Below are 16,927 nucleotides of genomic sequence, written 5' to 3'. Positions count from 1 at the left end.
TGAGCGGTTGTGTTCAACAATCGCAGGAGACGCCATTGCGCACGTTTGTATCACAGATTATGCAACAAAGGCTAGGCCGGCGCGCTGCGCTGCGTCACACAATTAAGTTACGCCGCCGGGACAATGCATAGGTTACACTGGCGCCATCGTTGAGCACCTGATCTTACGGAGCCTTTATATGAGCATTAAACTGGGTGTGGTGATGGACCCCATCGCCGACATCGCCTTTAAAAAGGACACCTCACTTGCCCTGCTGCACGCCGCTCAGGAACGTGGCTGTGAACTCTTTTATATGGAGCAGAGCGACCTGTCGATTCAGAACGGCAAAGCCATGGGGCGCATGGCGCCGTTAAAAGTCGCCATGAATCCGGATCACTGGTTCGATCTGGGTGACTACCGCGAGCAGCCGCTGGCTGAGCTGAACATCATTCTGATGCGCAAAGACCCACCGTTCGACAGCGAGTTTATCTACAGCACCTACATCCTTGAGCGTGCCGAACAGGAAGGCGTTCTGGTTGCCAACAAGCCACAGAGTCTGCGCGACTGCAATGAGAAGGTATTCGCCACGGCATTCCCGGAACTGATGAGCCCGACCATCGTTACCCGCCGCGCCGATCTGCTGAAGGCTTTCCATAAAGAGCATGGTGATGTCATTTTCAAACCACTCGATGGCATGGGCGGCTCCTCTATATTCCGTCTGCGCGCCGACGACCCGAACGTCAGCGTCATCATTGAGACCCTGACCAACCATGGCAGCCAGCAAATCATGGCGCAGCGTTTTATCCCGGAAATCACCGCCGGCGACAAACGTATCCTGATGATTGATGGCGAGCCTGTGCCTTTTTGCCTGGCGCGCATTCCGGCGCAGGGCGAAACCCGCGGCAACCTGGCCGCCGGTGGTCAGGGCGTTACCCAACCTCTGAGTGATGAAAACCGCGCCATTGCCGAAAAAGTCGGACCTGTCCTGAAAGAAAAAGGCCTGTATTTTGTTGGCCTCGACATCATCGGCAACAACCTGACGGAAATTAACGTCACCAGCCCAACCTGCGTGCGTGAAATCAGCCGTGATTCCGGCATTGACGTGGCCGGTCTGCTGATCGACTGCCTGCTGGCCAAGCTGAACACGCCAGAAGTCTGAGGTCTGAAGCCTGACGTCCTGCAGCCGGCGTCAGGCCTCCAGCTTACTGCCGCCGATTATGGACAAATCCGCCCTGAAAGCGCAGACTTGCACCCGTTTTCCGGACTTTAAACAGGTACTTCCGCACGCATGTCAGCCACCGCCGTGACCAGCTCCGATCGCTTGTCCTTCGCCCTGTTTCTGGCTCTGCTGATCCATGCCGTTCTTATTCTCGGCATCAGCTTCACCGCCAGCGACCGCGATAACCTGTCCAAGACGCTGGAAGTCACCCTGGCGACCTACAAAAGCGACAAAGCGCCGGAACAGGCCGATTTTCTCGCTCAGGAAAATCAGGAAGGCAGCGGCACCTTAGATGAAGCGCGCATGCTGACCACCGATGTCGAAGCCACCTTCCACGCCAACGAAATCAACGAAACCTCACCGCAGGAACAACAGGCCAGCGCGCCGCGTCAGGTACAGGGTGATCGCCAGCTGGTGACCACCAGCGGCAGCAGCCGCAATAGAGCGCCCAGCAGGCAGGAGCGCTTCAGCGTGCAGACTGATAAGCCCGACGGTCCGGAAAAAACCTTACTGGAACGCAGCCTGGAAATGGCCAGCCTTGAAGCCAAGCTCGACTCTGAACGGCAGGCTTATGCTAAAAAACCACGTATTCAGCGCCTGACAGCCTCATCCACCATGAAGGCCAACGATGCCTATTACGTGAACAGCTGGCGGCACAAGATTGAACAGATGGGTGCCCTGAACTATCCACGCGAAGCGGAAAGCTGCTTCGACAACTGCCGCCTGCGTCTGCTGGTTGCCATCAACCCCGATGGCACCATCAACGAGCTGCGCATTCTCGAATCATCCGGTAAAAAAGTGCTCGATGATGCCGCGCTGCGCATTGTGCGCCTGTCTGCCCCTTTCGCTCCTTTTACCGAAGAAATGCGCAAGCAGACCGATATTCTGGAAATTATCCGTACCTGGCAGTTCAAGGGTAACCGCTACATTTCGGACGCCAATTAATGCAACAGCTTAACAGCCTGAAAAACCATCTGTTGATTGCCATGCCACAACTGGAAGACTCCTGGTTTGCCGGCACCGTCACCTATCTGTGTGAACACAACGCCGACGGCGCCATGGGCATCGTGCTGAACAAACCGCTGCCGGTTACCTTTCACGAGATCTGTGAACAGCTGGAAATCACCCGCCTGGCCGGTATCGATCCGGAGATTTACGCCGGCGGCCCGGTCAGCCAGGAACATGGCTTTATATTGCACCGTCAGCAGGGCAACTGGGGGGCGACGCTGAATGTCACCGAACAGGCACACCTGACCTCGTCAAAAGATATTCTCAAGGCCATCGCCGCCGGTTCCGGCCCGCAGGATTACCGCCTGACTCTGGGTTACGCCGGTTGGGATGCACAGCAGCTGGACGAAGAAATACTGGCCAACTCCTGGCTCACCATTGAAGCCACCGAACATCTGTTGTTTGAAGTGCCCCACGACGAGCTGTATCAGGCCGCGCTCAGCCAGCTTGGCGTCAGTGCCGAATTTCTGAGTTCCGATGCGGGGCATGCCTGATGAGCAGCCCGGCACCGTCGGCGCGGGTTAAAACCCTGCTGGCTTTTGATTTCGGCACCCAGCGGATCGGCATCGCCACCGGCCAGCGCATCAGCGCCACCGCCCGCCCACTGAATCCGGTTAAAGCGCGCGACGGCGTACCCGACTGGGATGTACTGCAGCGCATTATTGATGAGTGGCAGCCCGATGCCTTTGTCGTTGGTCTGCCGCTGAATATGGATGGCACAGCCAGCGATATGAGCCGCCGCGCGAAGAAGTTTGCCGGGCGTCTCGAAGGCCGTTTTCACCGCCCGTCGTTTACCCATGACGAGCGCCTGAGCAGTTACGAAGCCAAAGGCATGGTAATCGCCCAGGGTGGCAGCCGCGATTTTGGCGCCAACTCGGTGGACGGTATTGCCGCACAATTAATTCTCGAAAGCTGGATGGCGGCCTGGCCATTAACCGACACGCCGCCTGAATAAAGGACACCTATGCATCTGCCTGATATCGAACAAACCTGTACCGAGCTGGGCCAGCGTCTGGCGGCTTATCTGCAACAGAACCATATTGAACAACCGCTGCTGGTCGGTATCCGTACCGGTGGCGTATGGATTGCCGAACGCCTGCAACAACAACTGCAGACCGAAGACGGCGTCAGCACCCTCGACATCAGCTTCTACCGTGACGATTTCACCCGTCACGGCCTGCACCCGCAGGTCATGGGCTCCGAGCTGCCGGACAGCATCGAAGACCGCCACATTATTCTGATCGACGACGTCGTGATGAGCGGCCGCACCATCCGCGCCGCCATGAACGAGCTGTTCGATTATGGCCGCCCGGCCAGCATCAGCCTGGTCTGTTTGCTGGATATCGGCCGCCGCGAACTCCCTATCCAGCCAGACCTGTGCGGTGTCCGGCTGGAACTGGAAGAAGGCCAGCTGGTTAAGTTAAGTGGCCCGCAGCCACTGCAGCTGACCCTGTCCTGATCACCACCTGACTGACCAACATATTGTGAGTAGCAACAATGACCACTGACCCAAGCCAGGTGCAGCTGACCGCCGACGGGCGTCTGAAGCACTTCCTCACCACCGAGGGCCTGAGCCGTGAACTCCTGACCGAGATTCTCGACACCGCCGATTCTTTTATCAGCACTCAGGAGCGGGACGTGAAAAAAGTCCCGCTGCTGCGCGGCAAGACCGTGGTCAACCTGTTCTTCGAGAACAGTACCCGTACCCGTTCCACCTTCGAGCTGGCGGCCAAGCGCCTGTCGGCCGATATTCTTAACCTCGATATCGCCAAATCCGCGACCGCCAAGGGCGAAACCCTGATGGATACGCTGTGGAACCTCGAGGCCATGTATTCCGATATGTTCGTCGTGCGTCATGCCGATTCCGGTGCCGCCCACTTTATTGCCGAACACGTCACCCCCAACGTTGCCATCATCAACGCCGGCGACGGTCGCCACGCGCATCCGACTCAGGCGATGCTGGATATGCTCACTATCCGCCGCCATCAGGGTTCTATCGAAGGTAAAATCGTTGCCATCGTCGGCGATATTCTGCATTCCCGTGTTGCCCGTTCACAGATTCATGCGCTGCGTACTTTAGGTGCCGCCGAAATCCGCGTGATCGGCCCCGGCACCCTGCTGCCGCGCGATATCGAAGCGCTGGGCTGTAAAGCTTACTACCGTATGGAAGACGGCCTGAAAGACTGCGATGTGATCATCATGCTGCGCCTGCAGAAAGAACGTATGCAAAACGCTCTGCTGCCGAGCGAAGGCGAATTCTTCAAGCTCTACGGCCTGACCGAAGAGAAGCTGACCTACGCCAAACCCGATGCCATCGTTATGCATCCGGGGCCGATTAACCGCGGCGTCGAGATTGAATCCAACGTCGCCGACGGCCCGCAATCGGTGATCCTCAATCAGGTCAGCTACGGTATCGCCGTGCGTATGGCGGTCATGGCCATGGCCATGAGTGGTCAGCAGCAGGAGCGTAACGAACTCGCCGAACAAAACATCGAGCAGAACAACGAACACAATAACGAGCCGGATCAGGAGGAGGCATAAGCATGAGATACCTGCATATTGAAAACGCCCGCCTGATCGACCCGTCACAGAATCTGGATCAGGTCACCGATGTTTACGTCGCTGAAGGACGCATCCACGCCATTGGCCACAAACCAGCGAGCGGCGGTATTGAGCACAGTATCGACGCCAGTGGCCTGTTACTGGTGCCCGGCCTGATCGATCTTGGTGCTCACCTGGCCGAACCGGGTTTTACCCATAAAGGCTCCATCGCCAGCGAAACCCGCGCCGCCTGCGCCAGTGGCTTTACCCACGTTTGCGCCTTACCGGACACCAAACCGGTGGCCGACAGCCCGGCAGTGATTCAGTTAATTCAGGAAAAAGCCGCCAAAGCCGGCTTTGCCAAAGTACTGCCGCTGGGCGCCCTGACCCAGGGTCTGGCCGGTGAGCAGCTGGCCTCTATGTTCAGCCTGCGCGAAGCCGGTTGTGTGGCACTGAGCAACGCCCGCGCGCCGTTCAAAGACAGTTATGTACTGCGCCGGGTAATGGAATACGCCGCGACTTACGACATTCCGGTATTCCTTAACCCCGACGACGCTGCGCTGTCGGATGGCGGCTGTATGCACGAAGGCCCGACCGCTACCCGTCTGGGCCTGACCGGTATTCCGCAAACCGCCGAAACCATCGCCCTGGCGCAGATGCTGTTACTGGTTGAGCAGACCGGCGTACGTGCGCATATCAGCCAGATCAGCTGCGCGCGCAGTGTGCGCATGCTGGCACAGGCACGTGAGCAGGGTATCCGCGTCAGTGCCGACACCCCGCTGGCCAACCTGATTTATACCGACGAAGCCGTTACCGGCTACAACAGCCAGTTCAATGTGCAGCCACCACTGCGCAGTGAAAGCGACCGTCAGGCCCTGCTTGCCGCCGTTAACGCCGGTGAACTGGCCATCAGCTCCAACCACCGTCCGCATGAAGTGGCCGCCAAGAAAGCACCTTTTGCCGATGCCGAACCAGGCATGAGTATTTTTGATGGTTTCCTGCCGCTGGCACTGCAACTTGTGGAACGCGGCGAGCTGGAATTATCGGCCTTTATCCGCGCCACCAGCGCCTTACCGGCGCAGGTTCTGGGCCAGAATCAGTCACTGAGCGAAGGTAACTGGTTTAATGCGGTGCTGATTAATCCGGATGCTGAGCAAAGCTTCCGCCGCTCGACGCTGCTGTCAAAAGGACGGAACAGCCCGGTGGCCGGCAAGACCTTAAAAGGCGCGGTTAACGCCGTGTTTATTGATGGCCGGAAAGTGTTTGGCTGATCGTTAACAAACCCAAACGCTGAATAATAAAAAAGCCGCAGAATCTGCGGCTTTTTTATGTGTGGTGAATGATCGCTATGCGGGTTCGCATGCATTAGACGGCATCCGGTCCACGATAAATCCCCTGCACCGAATTAAGCGTATGCCAGTACAGCACCGGACCATTGGCTGTTGCCAGTTCATCACGCAAGGCCGCCAGCGCTTTAGCGGTGTAGGTGCATTCAGACTGTACGGTTAAACCATCGGCCCAGCGCTGATTACGGAACCATTGCTCAGCCTGCTCACCGGCCGCCGAGGCAACGCCATAGCCCTCGCCATAATACTGGTCGAGCAGTACCGGTTGCGGAATATTGAATGGCGGAATGCCGCCCTGCAAACGCAGTAAATATTGCTGCGTCTGCTGCATTAATTGTTTCACCGTCGCCACGGTGCAGGCAGGAAAAGGGCCAAGATGCGCAGGTGCCACGCGCACACCAATAACCCGCGACGGCAGACCGGCAAGCGCCACGCCCAACGTCAGACCGGCTAAGGTCGCACTGGAGCCCACCGGGCAAATAATGGTTTCCGGCACTGGGCATTCTCCCCGTTCAATCTGCTCACGTAATTCAAACGCAGCATCAATAAAGGCAATAACGCCCTGCAGCGACGAGCCTCCGGCAAATAAATATTCGGTCTGTTTGCGGCGCAATAACCGGTCACGGATCTGCAGAGTATAAAAACGCAGTACGGTATTCAGCAGGCTGCCGCAATAACGCAGCGTCGCACCATAGCGCTGCATCACCTGCAGGTTTTTTCTGACGGACGGACTCTGCGGCTGATCGAACAGAAGAATCTCACAGTCAAAACCCAGCGCTTTACTGTGCACGGCGCAGGCCACACCGTGATTGGTGCCGGTGCCGCCAAAGGTCAGCAGGCGGGTTTTTCCTTCTGCCTGCATTTTGCCGAAAATAAACGCCAGCTTGCGGCTTTTATTACCGCCATAAACCGCATTGGTTAAATCATCGTGCTTAAGCCAGAGTTGCGGCGTATCGAGGCTATGGGTAACAGGTGTCGGAATCTGCTGGCCGGGAATATCCGCCAGCGGAATGAGCTTTTGCAGCACAGGATAAGCTTTGAATAAAGGAGATGAAGACACCAGCAGACTCCGGCCAAAAGTGCATTGTAAGACGACGGTGCAATCTTCCGCAGGTCTTACAATGCCAATGGTGCTGCTGCTCTGAAATTAAGCCCAAAATTAAGCCCAAAATTAAGCCCAAAATTAAGATCAGGAATTAAGGCCAGGGATAATCCGCGACCGGCAATCCCATTGCCTGCAGTTCCGCCACCACAATACGGCGATATTTCACCACATCGCCGACGTCCGTTTGTCTCAGCCTTGCCACTTCTTCCGCGCTGAACGGCTGGAAATTTGCCCGCAGGGAAGTCCCGCCCCAACGTTGCATGATGTAATTCATCACCTCGGCAATTTCATTATCACTCAGACTGGCCCCCACCACGCCGGGTACGTGCATCAGATATTCACGGCCGCGTTCGGTTTCGGCAAATGAGGCAACGTAATTATTAAAATCGGGAATACCTCCCGCCGGAGAACCTGCGCCATCCGGACGATGACAGCCCAGACAACGCAGCACATAGTTAGCCTGCGGGCTGAGTTCACCCTGTGGGGCCGGAGCTGACTTTATCTGCGCAACATCATCGGCAGCCTGACTATAAGCGCACGACCCTGCTGACAGTGCCAGCAGCAGACTGCCGCGCAACAACCAGGCCGCAGCCATTTTTGTGTGCATTTTCCCGTCTTGTTTATTGTGCATTTTTCCGTACTCCGCGCAGCTGGCTGTGAGACTGAGGCGTGTTGCGGGCGTGCTCCAGCACCTCATCAGCCAGCACTGCATTCAGACCGTTAAGATCGTCCAGCACATAGGCGGCCAGCGCTTTCATTTGTGCCGCCGTTAAATCCGCCTGCGCTGGCATCACCAGGCCGTAATAACCGATGCCATCCACTTCGATAGTGCCGGACAAACCGTTATTTAATACGCCCCAGAAATACGCCGGAGCCTGTTCGGCCAGTGCCGGCCACAGCATGCTGTTCACCAGTGGCGGTGCCAGCCCCGGCGTACCAATACCACCCGGCTGGTGACAGGCCGCACAACGCTGGTTAAACAGCGCTTCGCCATTATTCTCAGTTGCTCCGGCAGCAGACACCGGAGCCGCCAGCGCGGCTCCCAGTGCTGCCAGCGAGAGCAGAGATAAGGTGAATTTTTTCAGAACCATCATCTCAGCTCCCGCTTCAGGCGTCTGCCATACCAACCAGCACAGCAACGGTGCAGTGATAACCCTGCGACGCGTTGGCCATACACCAGTTAATGTCGTTATGCAGACCCATACGGTAACCCGGACGCTCCCGCTCGCTGGTAAAGCAGAAGGTGCCGTTGCACTCCACTTTGCCGCAGCAGTCGTTGTACGACACCAAATAATCTTTATCGTCATTCGGGTTGCGGCAGGTGCCAACCCAGGACACTTTGGACGCTTCCGAGCCCGGCGGACAGCTGGTTAATGTGCCGCCACAGTCGTTGCACAGATTGCCGTCGAGCGCGCAGTAGCGCCAGTATTCACAGGCGGTCGGATCATTCGGATCGGCCGGGGCTTCGTCTTCCGCTTCTCCGGCCCAGGCTTTGCCGGCATTACGGTCAAAGGGCAGAACCGGCAGCATGGCGCTGCCCAGCATCAGCATCCCGGCGCGGCTTAAAAAACTGCGGCGGCTGCTGCGCTGTGCGACTTTGCGGGTTAAATGTTCGGTGCCTTTATCCAGGCCGGTTAATACGCTGTCGAAAAATCGTTTCATAGTGATATCTCTTGTTGCCTAAAAATCGTTGCCTACTGAGTGATGCTCAGGAGTTGTTTGCTCAGGAGTGGCTTGTTCAGGAATGCTGTTCAAGAAAACTCTGTACCGAGCCAACACCCATTTCCATGGCATTGAACAGACTCTCAAGCTGCTCGCGGCTGTTGATCAGACCTTTCGAGCGGATCACGCCCTGCTTATCCATCAGCACCGCAAACGGCAGACGCGATACGCGGTAACCCAGCCCCAGTTCGGTCGACAGTACGTATGGAAAATCCTGCAGGCCAACGTGCTGAATAAAGCGCTGGTGTTTTTCTTCTTCGCCATCGGAAGCCAGCACCACATCCAGCCAGTCTTTTTCACTGGCTTTTACCGAGCGCAGAATCGGCAGCAGTTTTTTACATACCGGACAGGTCGGCGACAGGAAAAACACCAGCATGGCTTTTTCTTTATCGCGACCAATATGCACGGCACCACCGGTCAGGCTGTTAAGGGTAAAGGCCGGGGTTAAATCACCGACTTTCGGCCCGGAGTCATTCATCAACGCACCCATCGGCGCGATACGTTCAAACAACACGCCGATCTGGCGGGCCAGCACAAAAAATGCGAGGGCCAGCGCCATTACGGCAACAAATAAAAATGCGACAGCAAAATACAAAGCAGTCATAACGACCTCTTAAATTCGTTTCAGTGAGTTGGCCATTTCACTGATGGCCAGCAGGTTGGCGTTCACCTGCTCAAATAACAGGAAGGCGAGCCACAGAAAGACAGCAGCAGCGATGGCCACCACGATTTCGGCGCTCTGCAGTGCTTCCGGCAGACCGAGCAATGGCAGCAGAGCGAAGACCATCAGCAGCGCATTACGCAGCAACAGGGTTTTGCTCAGCAGTTGCGGAGTACCGCCACAGCCACATTCAATGCGGGTATGACCGCGACGGATATTGATGCCCATAGCGATGGCATATCCCCCGAGCAACAGCGCCGCCAGCACCAGTCCGGCAGCACGGCTGGCGCTGAATAACAGCATCAGCACCAGCGCGCCTTCGAGGGCCAGCAAGGCAGCAGCAGCGGGCTTAACCAAAGCTTCCGGCAGCAACTCGTAGTCGGCGACAAAGCCCTGGAATTCGAGAAAATCCAGTGCTTTGTGCAGTGCTGCGCGCAGGAATACCAGCAGGGTAAACACCAGCAGCGTGAGGCTCGCCAGTGGCAGTAATTCAGTCATGAGACACCGCCAGCGAGGTGGTCCAACCGGCTTTTTCGTCGGCCGCCGCCTTCTCAAACATAAAGTCGCCATCGCCGCTCAGTACGTACTTATCGATGGTTTCGTCTTCTTCATTGGAGCCGAACAGCACCGGGGTTTTGCCCTCAGTCACACTCAGCGCCACCATGTGCGGTGCCGGAGAACGGCTGATGAGTTTTTTCTTTTTCAGACTGTAAGCCCAGATTTCTTCAGAGCCGTTTTTATGGCTGCCGTCATAAGCGCCTGAATGCATCAGCATAAACACCATATCCAGCGTGCTGCTGTAAGCCGTGATGGCATAACCACCCGGAGCCCAGTCACCTTCGATGCCGGTATTCACCTGCAGTTTTTCTTTGATTTTTACGGTTTTGCCACTGTCATCGGCGAGGTACAGGGCTCCGCCGAAGGTGGTCAGGATCAGCTCACCGTTTTTACGGCGTTCGCTGTGGATATAAATCGGGTCGGCATCCACATCGAATAATTTGCCCGATGCTTCAACACTGTATTCCTTACCTTTCAGGGTGAAAGTTTTCAGCTGTCCGGTACCACAGGGCGTACTGAAGCTAGAGCCTTCCAGTGCCGGATAAACTCCGTAACATCCCGGGGTCGGCACTTCAGTAATCACTTCGCCGGCGGCAATATCAATTACCGAAACTGAGGTGGCCGGTGTGGCATTCTGCACATACAGCAGTTTTTCATCGGCGCTTAATTCCAGTAGCTGGGTCATGCCGATGGCTTTTACGGCTTTATTAGGCACGATGATTTCTTTCTTACGGCTCAGGGTTTCTACGTCATACACCTGCACCACGCTTTCTACCGGACCATAGGTAATGCGCTTGGCAAAGTCGGACAGCACGTAAACGGTTTTGCCGTCTTTCGAGACTTTCATCTGCGAAGTAATACCCGCCGGCATCGAGCCTTTATAGTGCAGGTCATCCTGAGCGAAGACGTGAATCTGGCTGGCGCCCCCCCAGGCGGCTTCGTTCATAAACACATTCGGCCCGGGCTGAATGGTTTTCTCGACCGTAAAAACTTCCGGCTTAAAGGGCTCTGCCTGCGCCGCCGGCATCACCGCCGACAACAGCAGGGTTGCGATACAGGCCGCCAGCGGTGCCGGAGTGAATACGCGGCGGGACAGGTTTCTGGTTTTACTTTTTTGCTTGGTTAACGTCATGGTTTGCAGCTCTTGTTGTGAGTCTGCAGGAGTGAAGAGCAGCGCCCATGCCAATGCCTGAGTTAACAGGCCAAACCTACCTCTGATGAGGTACCTAAAGAGGCCAATACTGACAATTTGATCAGAATTGTTACGTACTGTTAGTGCCCGCTATTAACGATAAAACCGTCAGCACTATAAAGGCGCGCCGGACAATAACGCCGGCGTTGTTCTGGTGCGTATTGTTTGCTGCCTTCGTCACCCGTATCCACAGGCGGTGAAGCCCTACCCGAAACCCCAGGCATGGGGTATCCTGCGACCTCTGAACGCGGGGGATGTTATGAGTAACTGGCTTGATGCCGTAAAGTGGGACGCCGATGGTCTGGTACCGGCCATTGCGCAGGATTATAAGACCGGCCGTATCCTGATGATGGCCTGGATGAACCGGGAAGCACTGGCGCTGACGGTGCAGGAAAACCGCGCCATCTACTATTCCCGCTCGCGCCAGCAACTGTGGCGTAAAGGCGAGTCTTCCGGCCATGTGCAGCAGCTGCACGAAGTGCGCCTTGACTGTGACGCCGATGTCATCACCCTGCAGGTGGAACAGATTGGCGGTATCGCCTGTCATACCGGCCGCGAAAGCTGCTTCTACCGGGTCTATCAGGATGGCGAATGGGTCAGCGTTGATCCGGTTCTGAAAGATCCGAAAGACATTTATTGATTGCTACTTAACGAAACTGAAACAGCTATGAGCGATATACTTTCCGCCCTCGGCGATATCCTTGAAGAACGTAAGAGCGCGGCCGCCGATTCATCCTATGTGGCCAGCCTGTATCACAAGGGCCTGAACAAGATTCTGGAGAAGGTTGGCGAAGAAGCCACCGAAACCATTCTGGCCGCCAAAGACGCCGAGACCAGTGGCGATAACAGCGATGTTATCTACGAAACCGCCGACCTGTGGTTCCACACCCTGGTGGCACTGGCCAAGCTGGGTGAGCGCCCGGAAGCCGTGGTTAACGAACTGGCACGGCGTTTTAATATGTCCGGCCTGGAAGAAAAGGCGTCACGTACGCCCAAGTAAATCGGTACAGACCAGAGAACTGAGAGATTGAGTATGCCGGACTGTCTGTTTTGCCAGATTGTCGCCGGAAAGATTCCGGCCAATGTCGTTTATGAAGATGAGCACCTGCTGGCGTTTCACGATATTGCGCCTAAAGCAGACACCCACCTGCTGGTCATTCCCAAGCGCCATATCGTTAACCTGAATGATCTGAGCGAGGCTGATGCCAGCCTGATGAGCCATTTAATGCTCAGCCTGCCGGCTATTGCCCGTACACAAAACCTGACTGGCTTCCGCACCATTACCAATACCGGTAAAGAAGGTGGGCAGGAAGTTTTCCATATGCACTTTCATATACTGGGCGGCGATCAGCTGCCCGGTTTCTGATGTAATTTTTAAATTAAGAATAAGAGGATTTTCCTATGCTCGGCGGAATCAGTATCTGGCAATTATTAATCGTTCTGGCCATCGTCATTATGATTTTCGGTACCAAAAAACTGCGCAACCTGGGTGGCGACCTGGGCGGAGCAATCAAGAGCTTTAAAAAAGCTGTGAATGACGACAGCAGTGCAAAAGCCGATGAAGACGACAGTAAAGAGCCGGCAAAAACACTGGAGCATAAAGAAGGCGCAGCCAAAGACGCCGAATTCAAAAGCACCAACAAAGACCAAGATAAAATCTGATGTTCGATATCGGTTTTCTGGAATTAATGGTGGTAGCCATTCTGGGCCTGCTGGTGCTCGGCCCGGAACGTCTGCCAAAAGCAGCCCGCACAGTGGGTCTGTTTCTTGGCCGTATGCGCCGCACCATGAGCAATATCCAGGATGATCTTGAGCGCCAGGTCCGCACCGAAGAATTACGCGAAAAGCTGAAAGACCCTTATGCCACGTTTCTCGATGACGATTCGCCATCGGCTAACAGCATTCAGCCCAAGCCTAAAGCAGAAACGCAGCCGGACAATAAACCGGCAGCTGTCGCTGGTCCTCAGCAGCCAGGTCCACAACAACCAGCGCCACAACAATCTGGCCCGCAGCAGCCTGCCGCCAATTCAAAACCTGATAATACCGATGCGTCATCATGACCGATCATGAACAACCCCTGATTGCCCACCTGATAGAACTGCGAAACCGTTTACTGAAATCGGTACTGGTGGTATTGGTGCTGTTTCTTGGCATGTTCTACTTTGCCAACGACCTGTACCTGATTCTGGTAAAACCACTGTCAGTATTGCTGCCCGACAGCGGCAATATGATCGCCACCGGTGTAGCCTCGCCTTTTCTGGTGCCGTTTAAACTGACATTGGTTCTGGCGGTACTGCTGGCAGTGCCTTTTCTGCTGCATCAGGTATGGAGTTTTATCTCTCCCGGTTTGTATCAGCACGAAAAGAAATTCGGTATTCCGTTGCTGGTCTCCAGCGTTGTCCTGTTTTATACCGGTATTGCCTTCGCCTACTTTGTAGTGCTGCCGCTGGCATTCGGCTTCTTTACCGCCGCCGGACCAGAAGGTATTTCCTTTATGCCGGACATCAGCAATATTCTCGATTTTATTCTTAAAATCTTTTTTGCTTTTGGCATCGCCTTTGAAATACCGATTGCGACCTTTCTGATGGTGCTCAGCGGCATTACCACCGTTGCCGCCCTGACAGAAAAGCGCCCTTATATTTTTGTTGGCTGCTTTGTTGTCGGCATGCTGGTTACGCCACCGGATGTTATCTCCCAGACCATTCTGGCCGTACCGATGTGGCTGCTGTTTGAGGCCGGTGTACTGGCCTCAAGGCTGATTAAAAAGCCGCAGGAAGATGGCGAAGAGGAAATTCAGGAAAGCTGATTTTCCTGACTTTATCGAGCATAAAAAGCCCGGCTACTGCCGGGCTTTTTATTATGTGAAATAAACAGATCTCATACTTATGTACTAAGTGAAGATGAAGCGTTTGACTGGTACATGAGTACATAATTAGCATCACCAGTCCTGTTTATATGGATAATAACAATGAAAAAAATACTTCTCATCGCTACTATCATGGCAGCTCCCGCCATGTCGGCCGAATATACCCCTATCCGCTATATAGGCACCAGCCCGAGCGCCTTAGAATATAACTATGTAGGCACAACCACATCCGGAATATCCGTATTATCTCAAGTCTACGATCAAAGTAAGATGAAAATTACGTTCGTGGATACAAATACTACTCCAGCCCTAAGCGCCATAATCACGCAAAGTGAGAGAATTTTGCCATCAATCGCTGACTGGCCAAGCGGCTACCCCGGTAGTTTTTTCGCTAACTATCCGGATTTACCAAATACACCGGATAATTTCGTTCCCCTTGGTGTCGATGCTGCAACAACCTCCGCTGAATATAAGGCCATCGCCGACAGTATTCTATCCATGGCAGAATCAACATTGCGTGGTATGAATTATATTTATGATGAAATTCCGGGTTACATTGCCCGTGGTGTAAGTGGAAGCCACGTATTAATCTCTGATCAAGTCGCCAGCACATCGAATCAACCCGGCAATATGTACTACTGCGATTTACAGCTATGGGATATGAGTCAACCATTCTCGAATAATATTCCATTCTGCACCAACATCGGCTACCAAAAATACCCTATCGATATGAATGGTAGTAATACAGTTCAACCCGGATACCAGGATGTATTCAACGACAGTGGCATCGGCCTGATCAAACAGCAGCCGGATAGCTACACAGGCGGTGAGGCAGATCTCGTACTGTTAACACCAAATCAGCCTCCTATTGTATTTGCACAAAAGCAAATTTCTGCCTACAGCAATGGGACAACTCATATATCCTCTGGAGCGGAGCCATATATATTCATTCAGGATATTAATAACACAACAAGAACCTATCAATTTAAAAATGGGGAGTTACTTGAAGCGTCAGGTAATATCAATGATTTCCATTCAACATCAGAGTCTATTACAGGAACAATCATCGACATCACAAAAGACCGCATTCTATTCTACAATGAAGGCCAGCAATATATTTGCGAAAAGGACATTGTCACCCAAGAAGACATGTCATTTACTTTATACTTGAGAACACTATCTGAAAATAGTGACTATGAGATTTTTAAAAACTATCCAAATAAGCCGGACAATTATGAAGAGCTAATTGTACAAATGGACGCAACAGCGACATTCCCATCTGGCATCAGCGACGCAGAATTTAAAAAAATAACGGATGATCTACTGCTTTCCGGCTATGAGGAAGGGGTCTCCGGTCTTAATGCCATTGGTTGTATTTCCGGAACGACGAAAGCAATCGGAGACAGCCAGACTGGTGCTCTTCAAGCCCATAATCCGACATCCGAAAATCCGATATTCATTGGTCTTAATCGAATGCCAAACCTTCCTGGAATTATAGCTTTGTCTGTGCCTACCTTTGATAAAAATGGCATTCAAACAGGAACATTGAATGAGTTGTTATTTAACGAGTTGCGTCAGTCGGAATACAACCACGCATTTAACCGGTCAATGGCAAAAATAGCTTCGCACTATCCTGGAATTATGGATAACTACCCAGACCTTCCAACAGCTGACGGCTTGCCTGAATTCAGGAATGAATTTGATTACAGAGCATTTGTTGCTAATTTCGTCCTCAACGATATCCCATTCAAATCTACCGTAGTCAACCCTTCGTATTACACAGGGCTTATTCCTCTTTCTAAATTTAGTATGGCAAATGGTTACTTTGATTTTAATGGTGGACGGTACACGTTATTCAATCCTGAAAAAACAGTACAGGTGAAAGTAAATCCGGACCAGGATGTTATAGACCCATACCAGAACGCTTATTCCTCACTGACCATCGATATTCAGGGCCAGGCCTATGCCACCGAAGTATCCTGTTCTGTAGATACTACCGCTCTGAATATTACTGGCAGTAACTATGGTGACTGGGGCGGTGAGAATCGTCTGACTCTGCCTCTTAATTGGGGAAGCCAGAACATGTCCGGGGCGATTACACATACCGGGAATGCAGAGCTGGAAGAAAACGGAACGCTGCTTAGCGCGGATCTGTTTGCGGACATGACAACAACAACCGCGAATGTTGTTTGTTCAGCAGCCTTATCAGACGCTTCGGGTAATCTGATTCCGGTGACAGTCCAGAATGCGACGATCACTATCGATGATGGCATTCACGGTGGTAATGGCGGATTCAGTGGCAGCATTGAAATTCCGGTTGGGGTCAATCCTGAAGACATTACCGTATCGGTAACCATCAATGGCCGGACGATTACCACCGGTGTTGATAGTGCAGGAAACTTCAGTTTTGACGAACTGCGCGACGGCGACTTTACCATCGCTTTCAATGCTGACAACTATGTTCAAAGCTGCATGAATCACAGTATTTCCGAAGGTGCGAATATTGATGTTGGCCAGATAACTCTCTTTGCCGGTGATATCAACGATGATGGTGAAATCAATATCGCAGATTTCACCTACCTTGCCGGAAAGTATGGCTCTGCCAATGGTGATGAGTTGTACGATCAGAAAGCAGATCTGAATAAAGACAGTGTAATCAATGTTCAGGATCTGGCTATTCTTGCCAGCCACTTCGGCTCTGTTCAGTGTAACCCGCAATAAAATTCAGGC

21 protein-coding genes are annotated in these 16,927 nt (G+C 53.5%); 14 read left to right on the top strand and 7 right to left on the bottom strand.

Annotated features, from left to right (window positions below):
- The first annotated feature begins 178 nt into the window (after positions 1–178).
- The 7 genes from gshB (at position 179) to B3P58_RS04960 (ending at position 6,018) form a co-directional block, all read left to right on the top strand.
- Positions 179–1,138 carry a glutathione synthase gene (gshB, locus tag B3P58_RS04990; RefSeq protein ID WP_286716380.1) on the top strand — a complete coding sequence of 320 codons (960 nt, stop codon included), beginning with the start codon at positions 179–181 and terminating at the stop codon, positions 1,136–1,138.
- A gap of 129 nt (positions 1,139–1,267) precedes the next feature.
- Positions 1,268–2,143, top strand: coding sequence for an energy transducer TonB (locus B3P58_RS04985; protein ID WP_230331072.1), 876 nt, complete (start codon positions 1,268–1,270; stop codon positions 2,141–2,143).
- A complete protein-coding gene (locus tag B3P58_RS04980) occupies positions 2,143–2,700 on the top strand; it encodes a YqgE/AlgH family protein (RefSeq protein WP_145466921.1) in 558 nt (185 codons plus the stop codon). The genes B3P58_RS04985 and B3P58_RS04980 overlap by 1 nt, the downstream gene beginning before the upstream one ends.
- Positions 2,700–3,161, top strand: coding sequence for a Holliday junction resolvase RuvX (gene ruvX, locus B3P58_RS04975; protein ID WP_230331071.1), 462 nt, complete (start codon positions 2,700–2,702; stop codon positions 3,159–3,161). The genes B3P58_RS04980 and ruvX overlap by 1 nt, the downstream gene beginning before the upstream one ends.
- Before the next feature lie 9 nt (positions 3,162–3,170).
- Positions 3,171–3,665, top strand: coding sequence for a bifunctional pyr operon transcriptional regulator/uracil phosphoribosyltransferase PyrR (gene pyrR / locus B3P58_RS04970; RefSeq protein ID WP_230331070.1), 495 nt, complete (start codon positions 3,171–3,173; stop codon positions 3,663–3,665).
- Between the two features lie 38 nt (positions 3,666–3,703).
- On the top strand, positions 3,704–4,747 hold the full coding sequence (locus B3P58_RS04965) for an aspartate carbamoyltransferase catalytic subunit (RefSeq protein ID WP_230331069.1): 1,044 nt from the start codon (positions 3,704–3,706) through the stop codon (positions 4,745–4,747).
- A 2-nt stretch (positions 4,748–4,749) separates the two neighbouring features.
- The gene (locus B3P58_RS04960; protein ID WP_225691440.1) at positions 4,750–6,018 is read left to right on the top strand and encodes a dihydroorotase; all 1,269 of its coding nucleotides are present in this window, start codon (positions 4,750–4,752) and stop codon (positions 6,016–6,018) included.
- A 94-nt stretch (positions 6,019–6,112) separates the two neighbouring features.
- On the opposite strand, the gene B3P58_RS04955 is transcribed toward B3P58_RS04960, so the two are convergent.
- The 7 genes from B3P58_RS04955 to B3P58_RS04925 all read right to left on the bottom strand — a co-directional run bounded on the left by B3P58_RS04955 (position 6,113) and on the right by B3P58_RS04925 (position 11,271).
- Positions 6,113–7,153 (bottom strand): 1-aminocyclopropane-1-carboxylate deaminase/D-cysteine desulfhydrase, encoded by a 1,041-nt coding sequence (locus B3P58_RS04955; RefSeq protein ID WP_230331068.1) that lies wholly within the window; start codon positions 7,151–7,153, stop codon positions 6,113–6,115.
- 136 nt (positions 7,154–7,289) lie between these two features.
- The gene (locus B3P58_RS04950) at positions 7,290–7,805 is read right to left on the bottom strand and encodes a c-type cytochrome (protein ID WP_230331067.1); all 516 of its coding nucleotides are present in this window, start codon (positions 7,803–7,805) and stop codon (positions 7,290–7,292) included.
- A gap of 13 nt (positions 7,806–7,818) precedes the next feature.
- Positions 7,819–8,292 carry a c-type cytochrome gene (locus tag B3P58_RS04945; RefSeq protein WP_230331066.1) on the bottom strand — a complete coding sequence of 158 codons (474 nt, stop codon included), beginning with the start codon at positions 8,290–8,292 and terminating at the stop codon, positions 7,819–7,821.
- A gap of 13 nt (positions 8,293–8,305) precedes the next feature.
- Complete coding sequence (locus B3P58_RS04940) at positions 8,306–8,860, bottom strand: methylamine dehydrogenase light chain (RefSeq protein WP_145466938.1); 555 nt, start codon at positions 8,858–8,860, stop codon at positions 8,306–8,308.
- A gap of 76 nt (positions 8,861–8,936) precedes the next feature.
- A complete protein-coding gene (gene mauD / locus B3P58_RS04935) occupies positions 8,937–9,524 on the bottom strand; it encodes a methylamine dehydrogenase accessory protein MauD (RefSeq protein WP_230331065.1) in 588 nt (195 codons plus the stop codon).
- A gap of 9 nt (positions 9,525–9,533) precedes the next feature.
- Positions 9,534–10,079: a MauE/DoxX family redox-associated membrane protein gene (locus B3P58_RS04930; protein ID WP_286716379.1), complete on the bottom strand. Its 546-nt coding sequence runs from the start codon at positions 10,077–10,079 to the stop codon at positions 9,534–9,536.
- A complete protein-coding gene (locus B3P58_RS04925) occupies positions 10,072–11,271 on the bottom strand; it encodes an amine dehydrogenase large subunit (RefSeq protein WP_230331063.1) in 1,200 nt (399 codons plus the stop codon). Before B3P58_RS04925 ends, B3P58_RS04930 begins: the two co-directional genes overlap by 8 nt.
- Before the next feature lie 319 nt (positions 11,272–11,590).
- Here B3P58_RS04925 and hisI point away from each other — a divergent pair, with 319 nt between their 5' ends.
- The 7 genes from hisI (at position 11,591) to B3P58_RS04890 (ending at position 16,918) form a co-directional block, all read left to right on the top strand.
- On the top strand, positions 11,591–11,971 hold the full coding sequence (gene hisI / locus B3P58_RS04920) for a phosphoribosyl-AMP cyclohydrolase (RefSeq protein WP_145466946.1): 381 nt from the start codon (positions 11,591–11,593) through the stop codon (positions 11,969–11,971).
- Positions 11,972–11,998: 27 nt separating this feature from the next.
- Entirely contained in the window at positions 11,999–12,331 is a 333-nt protein-coding gene (locus tag B3P58_RS04915) for a phosphoribosyl-ATP diphosphatase (protein ID WP_145466948.1), read from the top strand.
- Between the two features lie 33 nt (positions 12,332–12,364).
- Entirely contained in the window at positions 12,365–12,697 is a 333-nt protein-coding gene (locus B3P58_RS04910) for a histidine triad nucleotide-binding protein (protein WP_145466950.1), read from the top strand.
- A gap of 35 nt (positions 12,698–12,732) precedes the next feature.
- Positions 12,733–12,993, top strand: a complete 261-nt coding sequence (gene tatA / locus B3P58_RS04905) for a Sec-independent protein translocase subunit TatA (RefSeq protein ID WP_145466952.1) — start codon at positions 12,733–12,735, stop codon at positions 12,991–12,993.
- The gene (tatB, locus tag B3P58_RS04900; protein WP_286716376.1) at positions 12,993–13,391 is read left to right on the top strand and encodes a Sec-independent protein translocase protein TatB; all 399 of its coding nucleotides are present in this window, start codon (positions 12,993–12,995) and stop codon (positions 13,389–13,391) included. The genes tatA and tatB overlap by 1 nt, the downstream gene beginning before the upstream one ends.
- Positions 13,388–14,137 carry a twin-arginine translocase subunit TatC gene (tatC, locus tag B3P58_RS04895; protein ID WP_225691432.1) on the top strand — a complete coding sequence of 250 codons (750 nt, stop codon included), beginning with the start codon at positions 13,388–13,390 and terminating at the stop codon, positions 14,135–14,137. The genes tatB and tatC overlap by 4 nt, the downstream gene beginning before the upstream one ends.
- 162 nt (positions 14,138–14,299) lie before the next feature.
- A complete protein-coding gene (locus tag B3P58_RS04890) occupies positions 14,300–16,918 on the top strand; it encodes a dockerin type I domain-containing protein (RefSeq protein ID WP_286716374.1) in 2,619 nt (872 codons plus the stop codon).
- The last annotated feature ends 9 nt before the right edge of the window (positions 16,919–16,927 follow it).

It is taken from the genome of Thalassolituus sp. UBA2009, assembly GCF_002335285.1.
GTDB lineage: Bacteria > Pseudomonadota > Gammaproteobacteria > Pseudomonadales > Oceanobacteraceae > Venatoribacter > Venatoribacter alkanivorans.
This window is presented reverse-complemented; position numbering and strand designations above follow the sequence as displayed.

What these genes read in the sequence shown, in the direction of transcription:
- B3P58_RS04960 (WP_225691440.1), top strand. Translation starts at nt 4,750, where the DNA reads ATGAGATACCTGCATATTGAAAACGCCCGCCTGATCGACCCGTCACAG.
- B3P58_RS04930 (WP_286716379.1), bottom strand. Translation starts at nt 10,079, where the DNA reads ATGACTGAATTACTGCCACTGGCGAGCCTCACGCTGCTGGTGTTTACC.
- mauD (WP_230331065.1), bottom strand. Translation starts at nt 9,524, where the DNA reads ATGACTGCTTTGTATTTTGCTGTCGCATTTTTATTTGTTGCCGTAATG.
- B3P58_RS04915 (WP_145466948.1), top strand. Translation starts at nt 11,999, where the DNA reads ATGAGCGATATACTTTCCGCCCTCGGCGATATCCTTGAAGAACGTAAG.
- B3P58_RS04950 (WP_230331067.1), bottom strand. Translation starts at nt 7,805, where the DNA reads ATGCACACAAAAATGGCTGCGGCCTGGTTGTTGCGCGGCAGTCTGCTG.
- gshB (WP_286716380.1), top strand. Translation starts at nt 179, where the DNA reads ATGAGCATTAAACTGGGTGTGGTGATGGACCCCATCGCCGACATCGCC.
- tatC (WP_225691432.1), top strand. Translation starts at nt 13,388, where the DNA reads ATGACCGATCATGAACAACCCCTGATTGCCCACCTGATAGAACTGCGA.
- B3P58_RS04925 (WP_230331063.1), bottom strand. Translation starts at nt 11,271, where the DNA reads ATGACGTTAACCAAGCAAAAAAGTAAAACCAGAAACCTGTCCCGCCGC.
- B3P58_RS04940 (WP_145466938.1), bottom strand. Translation starts at nt 8,860, where the DNA reads ATGAAACGATTTTTCGACAGCGTATTAACCGGCCTGGATAAAGGCACC.
- B3P58_RS04910 (WP_145466950.1), top strand. Translation starts at nt 12,365, where the DNA reads ATGCCGGACTGTCTGTTTTGCCAGATTGTCGCCGGAAAGATTCCGGCC.
- B3P58_RS04985 (WP_230331072.1), top strand. Translation starts at nt 1,268, where the DNA reads ATGTCAGCCACCGCCGTGACCAGCTCCGATCGCTTGTCCTTCGCCCTG.
- tatB (WP_286716376.1), top strand. Translation starts at nt 12,993, where the DNA reads ATGTTCGATATCGGTTTTCTGGAATTAATGGTGGTAGCCATTCTGGGC.
- tatA (WP_145466952.1), top strand. Translation starts at nt 12,733, where the DNA reads ATGCTCGGCGGAATCAGTATCTGGCAATTATTAATCGTTCTGGCCATC.
- B3P58_RS04945 (WP_230331066.1), bottom strand. Translation starts at nt 8,292, where the DNA reads ATGATGGTTCTGAAAAAATTCACCTTATCTCTGCTCTCGCTGGCAGCA.
- pyrR (WP_230331070.1), top strand. Translation starts at nt 3,171, where the DNA reads ATGCATCTGCCTGATATCGAACAAACCTGTACCGAGCTGGGCCAGCGT.
- hisI (WP_145466946.1), top strand. Translation starts at nt 11,591, where the DNA reads ATGAGTAACTGGCTTGATGCCGTAAAGTGGGACGCCGATGGTCTGGTA.
- B3P58_RS04890 (WP_286716374.1), top strand. Translation starts at nt 14,300, where the DNA reads ATGAAAAAAATACTTCTCATCGCTACTATCATGGCAGCTCCCGCCATG.
- ruvX (WP_230331071.1), top strand. Translation starts at nt 2,700, where the DNA reads ATGAGCAGCCCGGCACCGTCGGCGCGGGTTAAAACCCTGCTGGCTTTT.
- B3P58_RS04980 (WP_145466921.1), top strand. Translation starts at nt 2,143, where the DNA reads ATGCAACAGCTTAACAGCCTGAAAAACCATCTGTTGATTGCCATGCCA.
- B3P58_RS04965 (WP_230331069.1), top strand. Translation starts at nt 3,704, where the DNA reads ATGACCACTGACCCAAGCCAGGTGCAGCTGACCGCCGACGGGCGTCTG.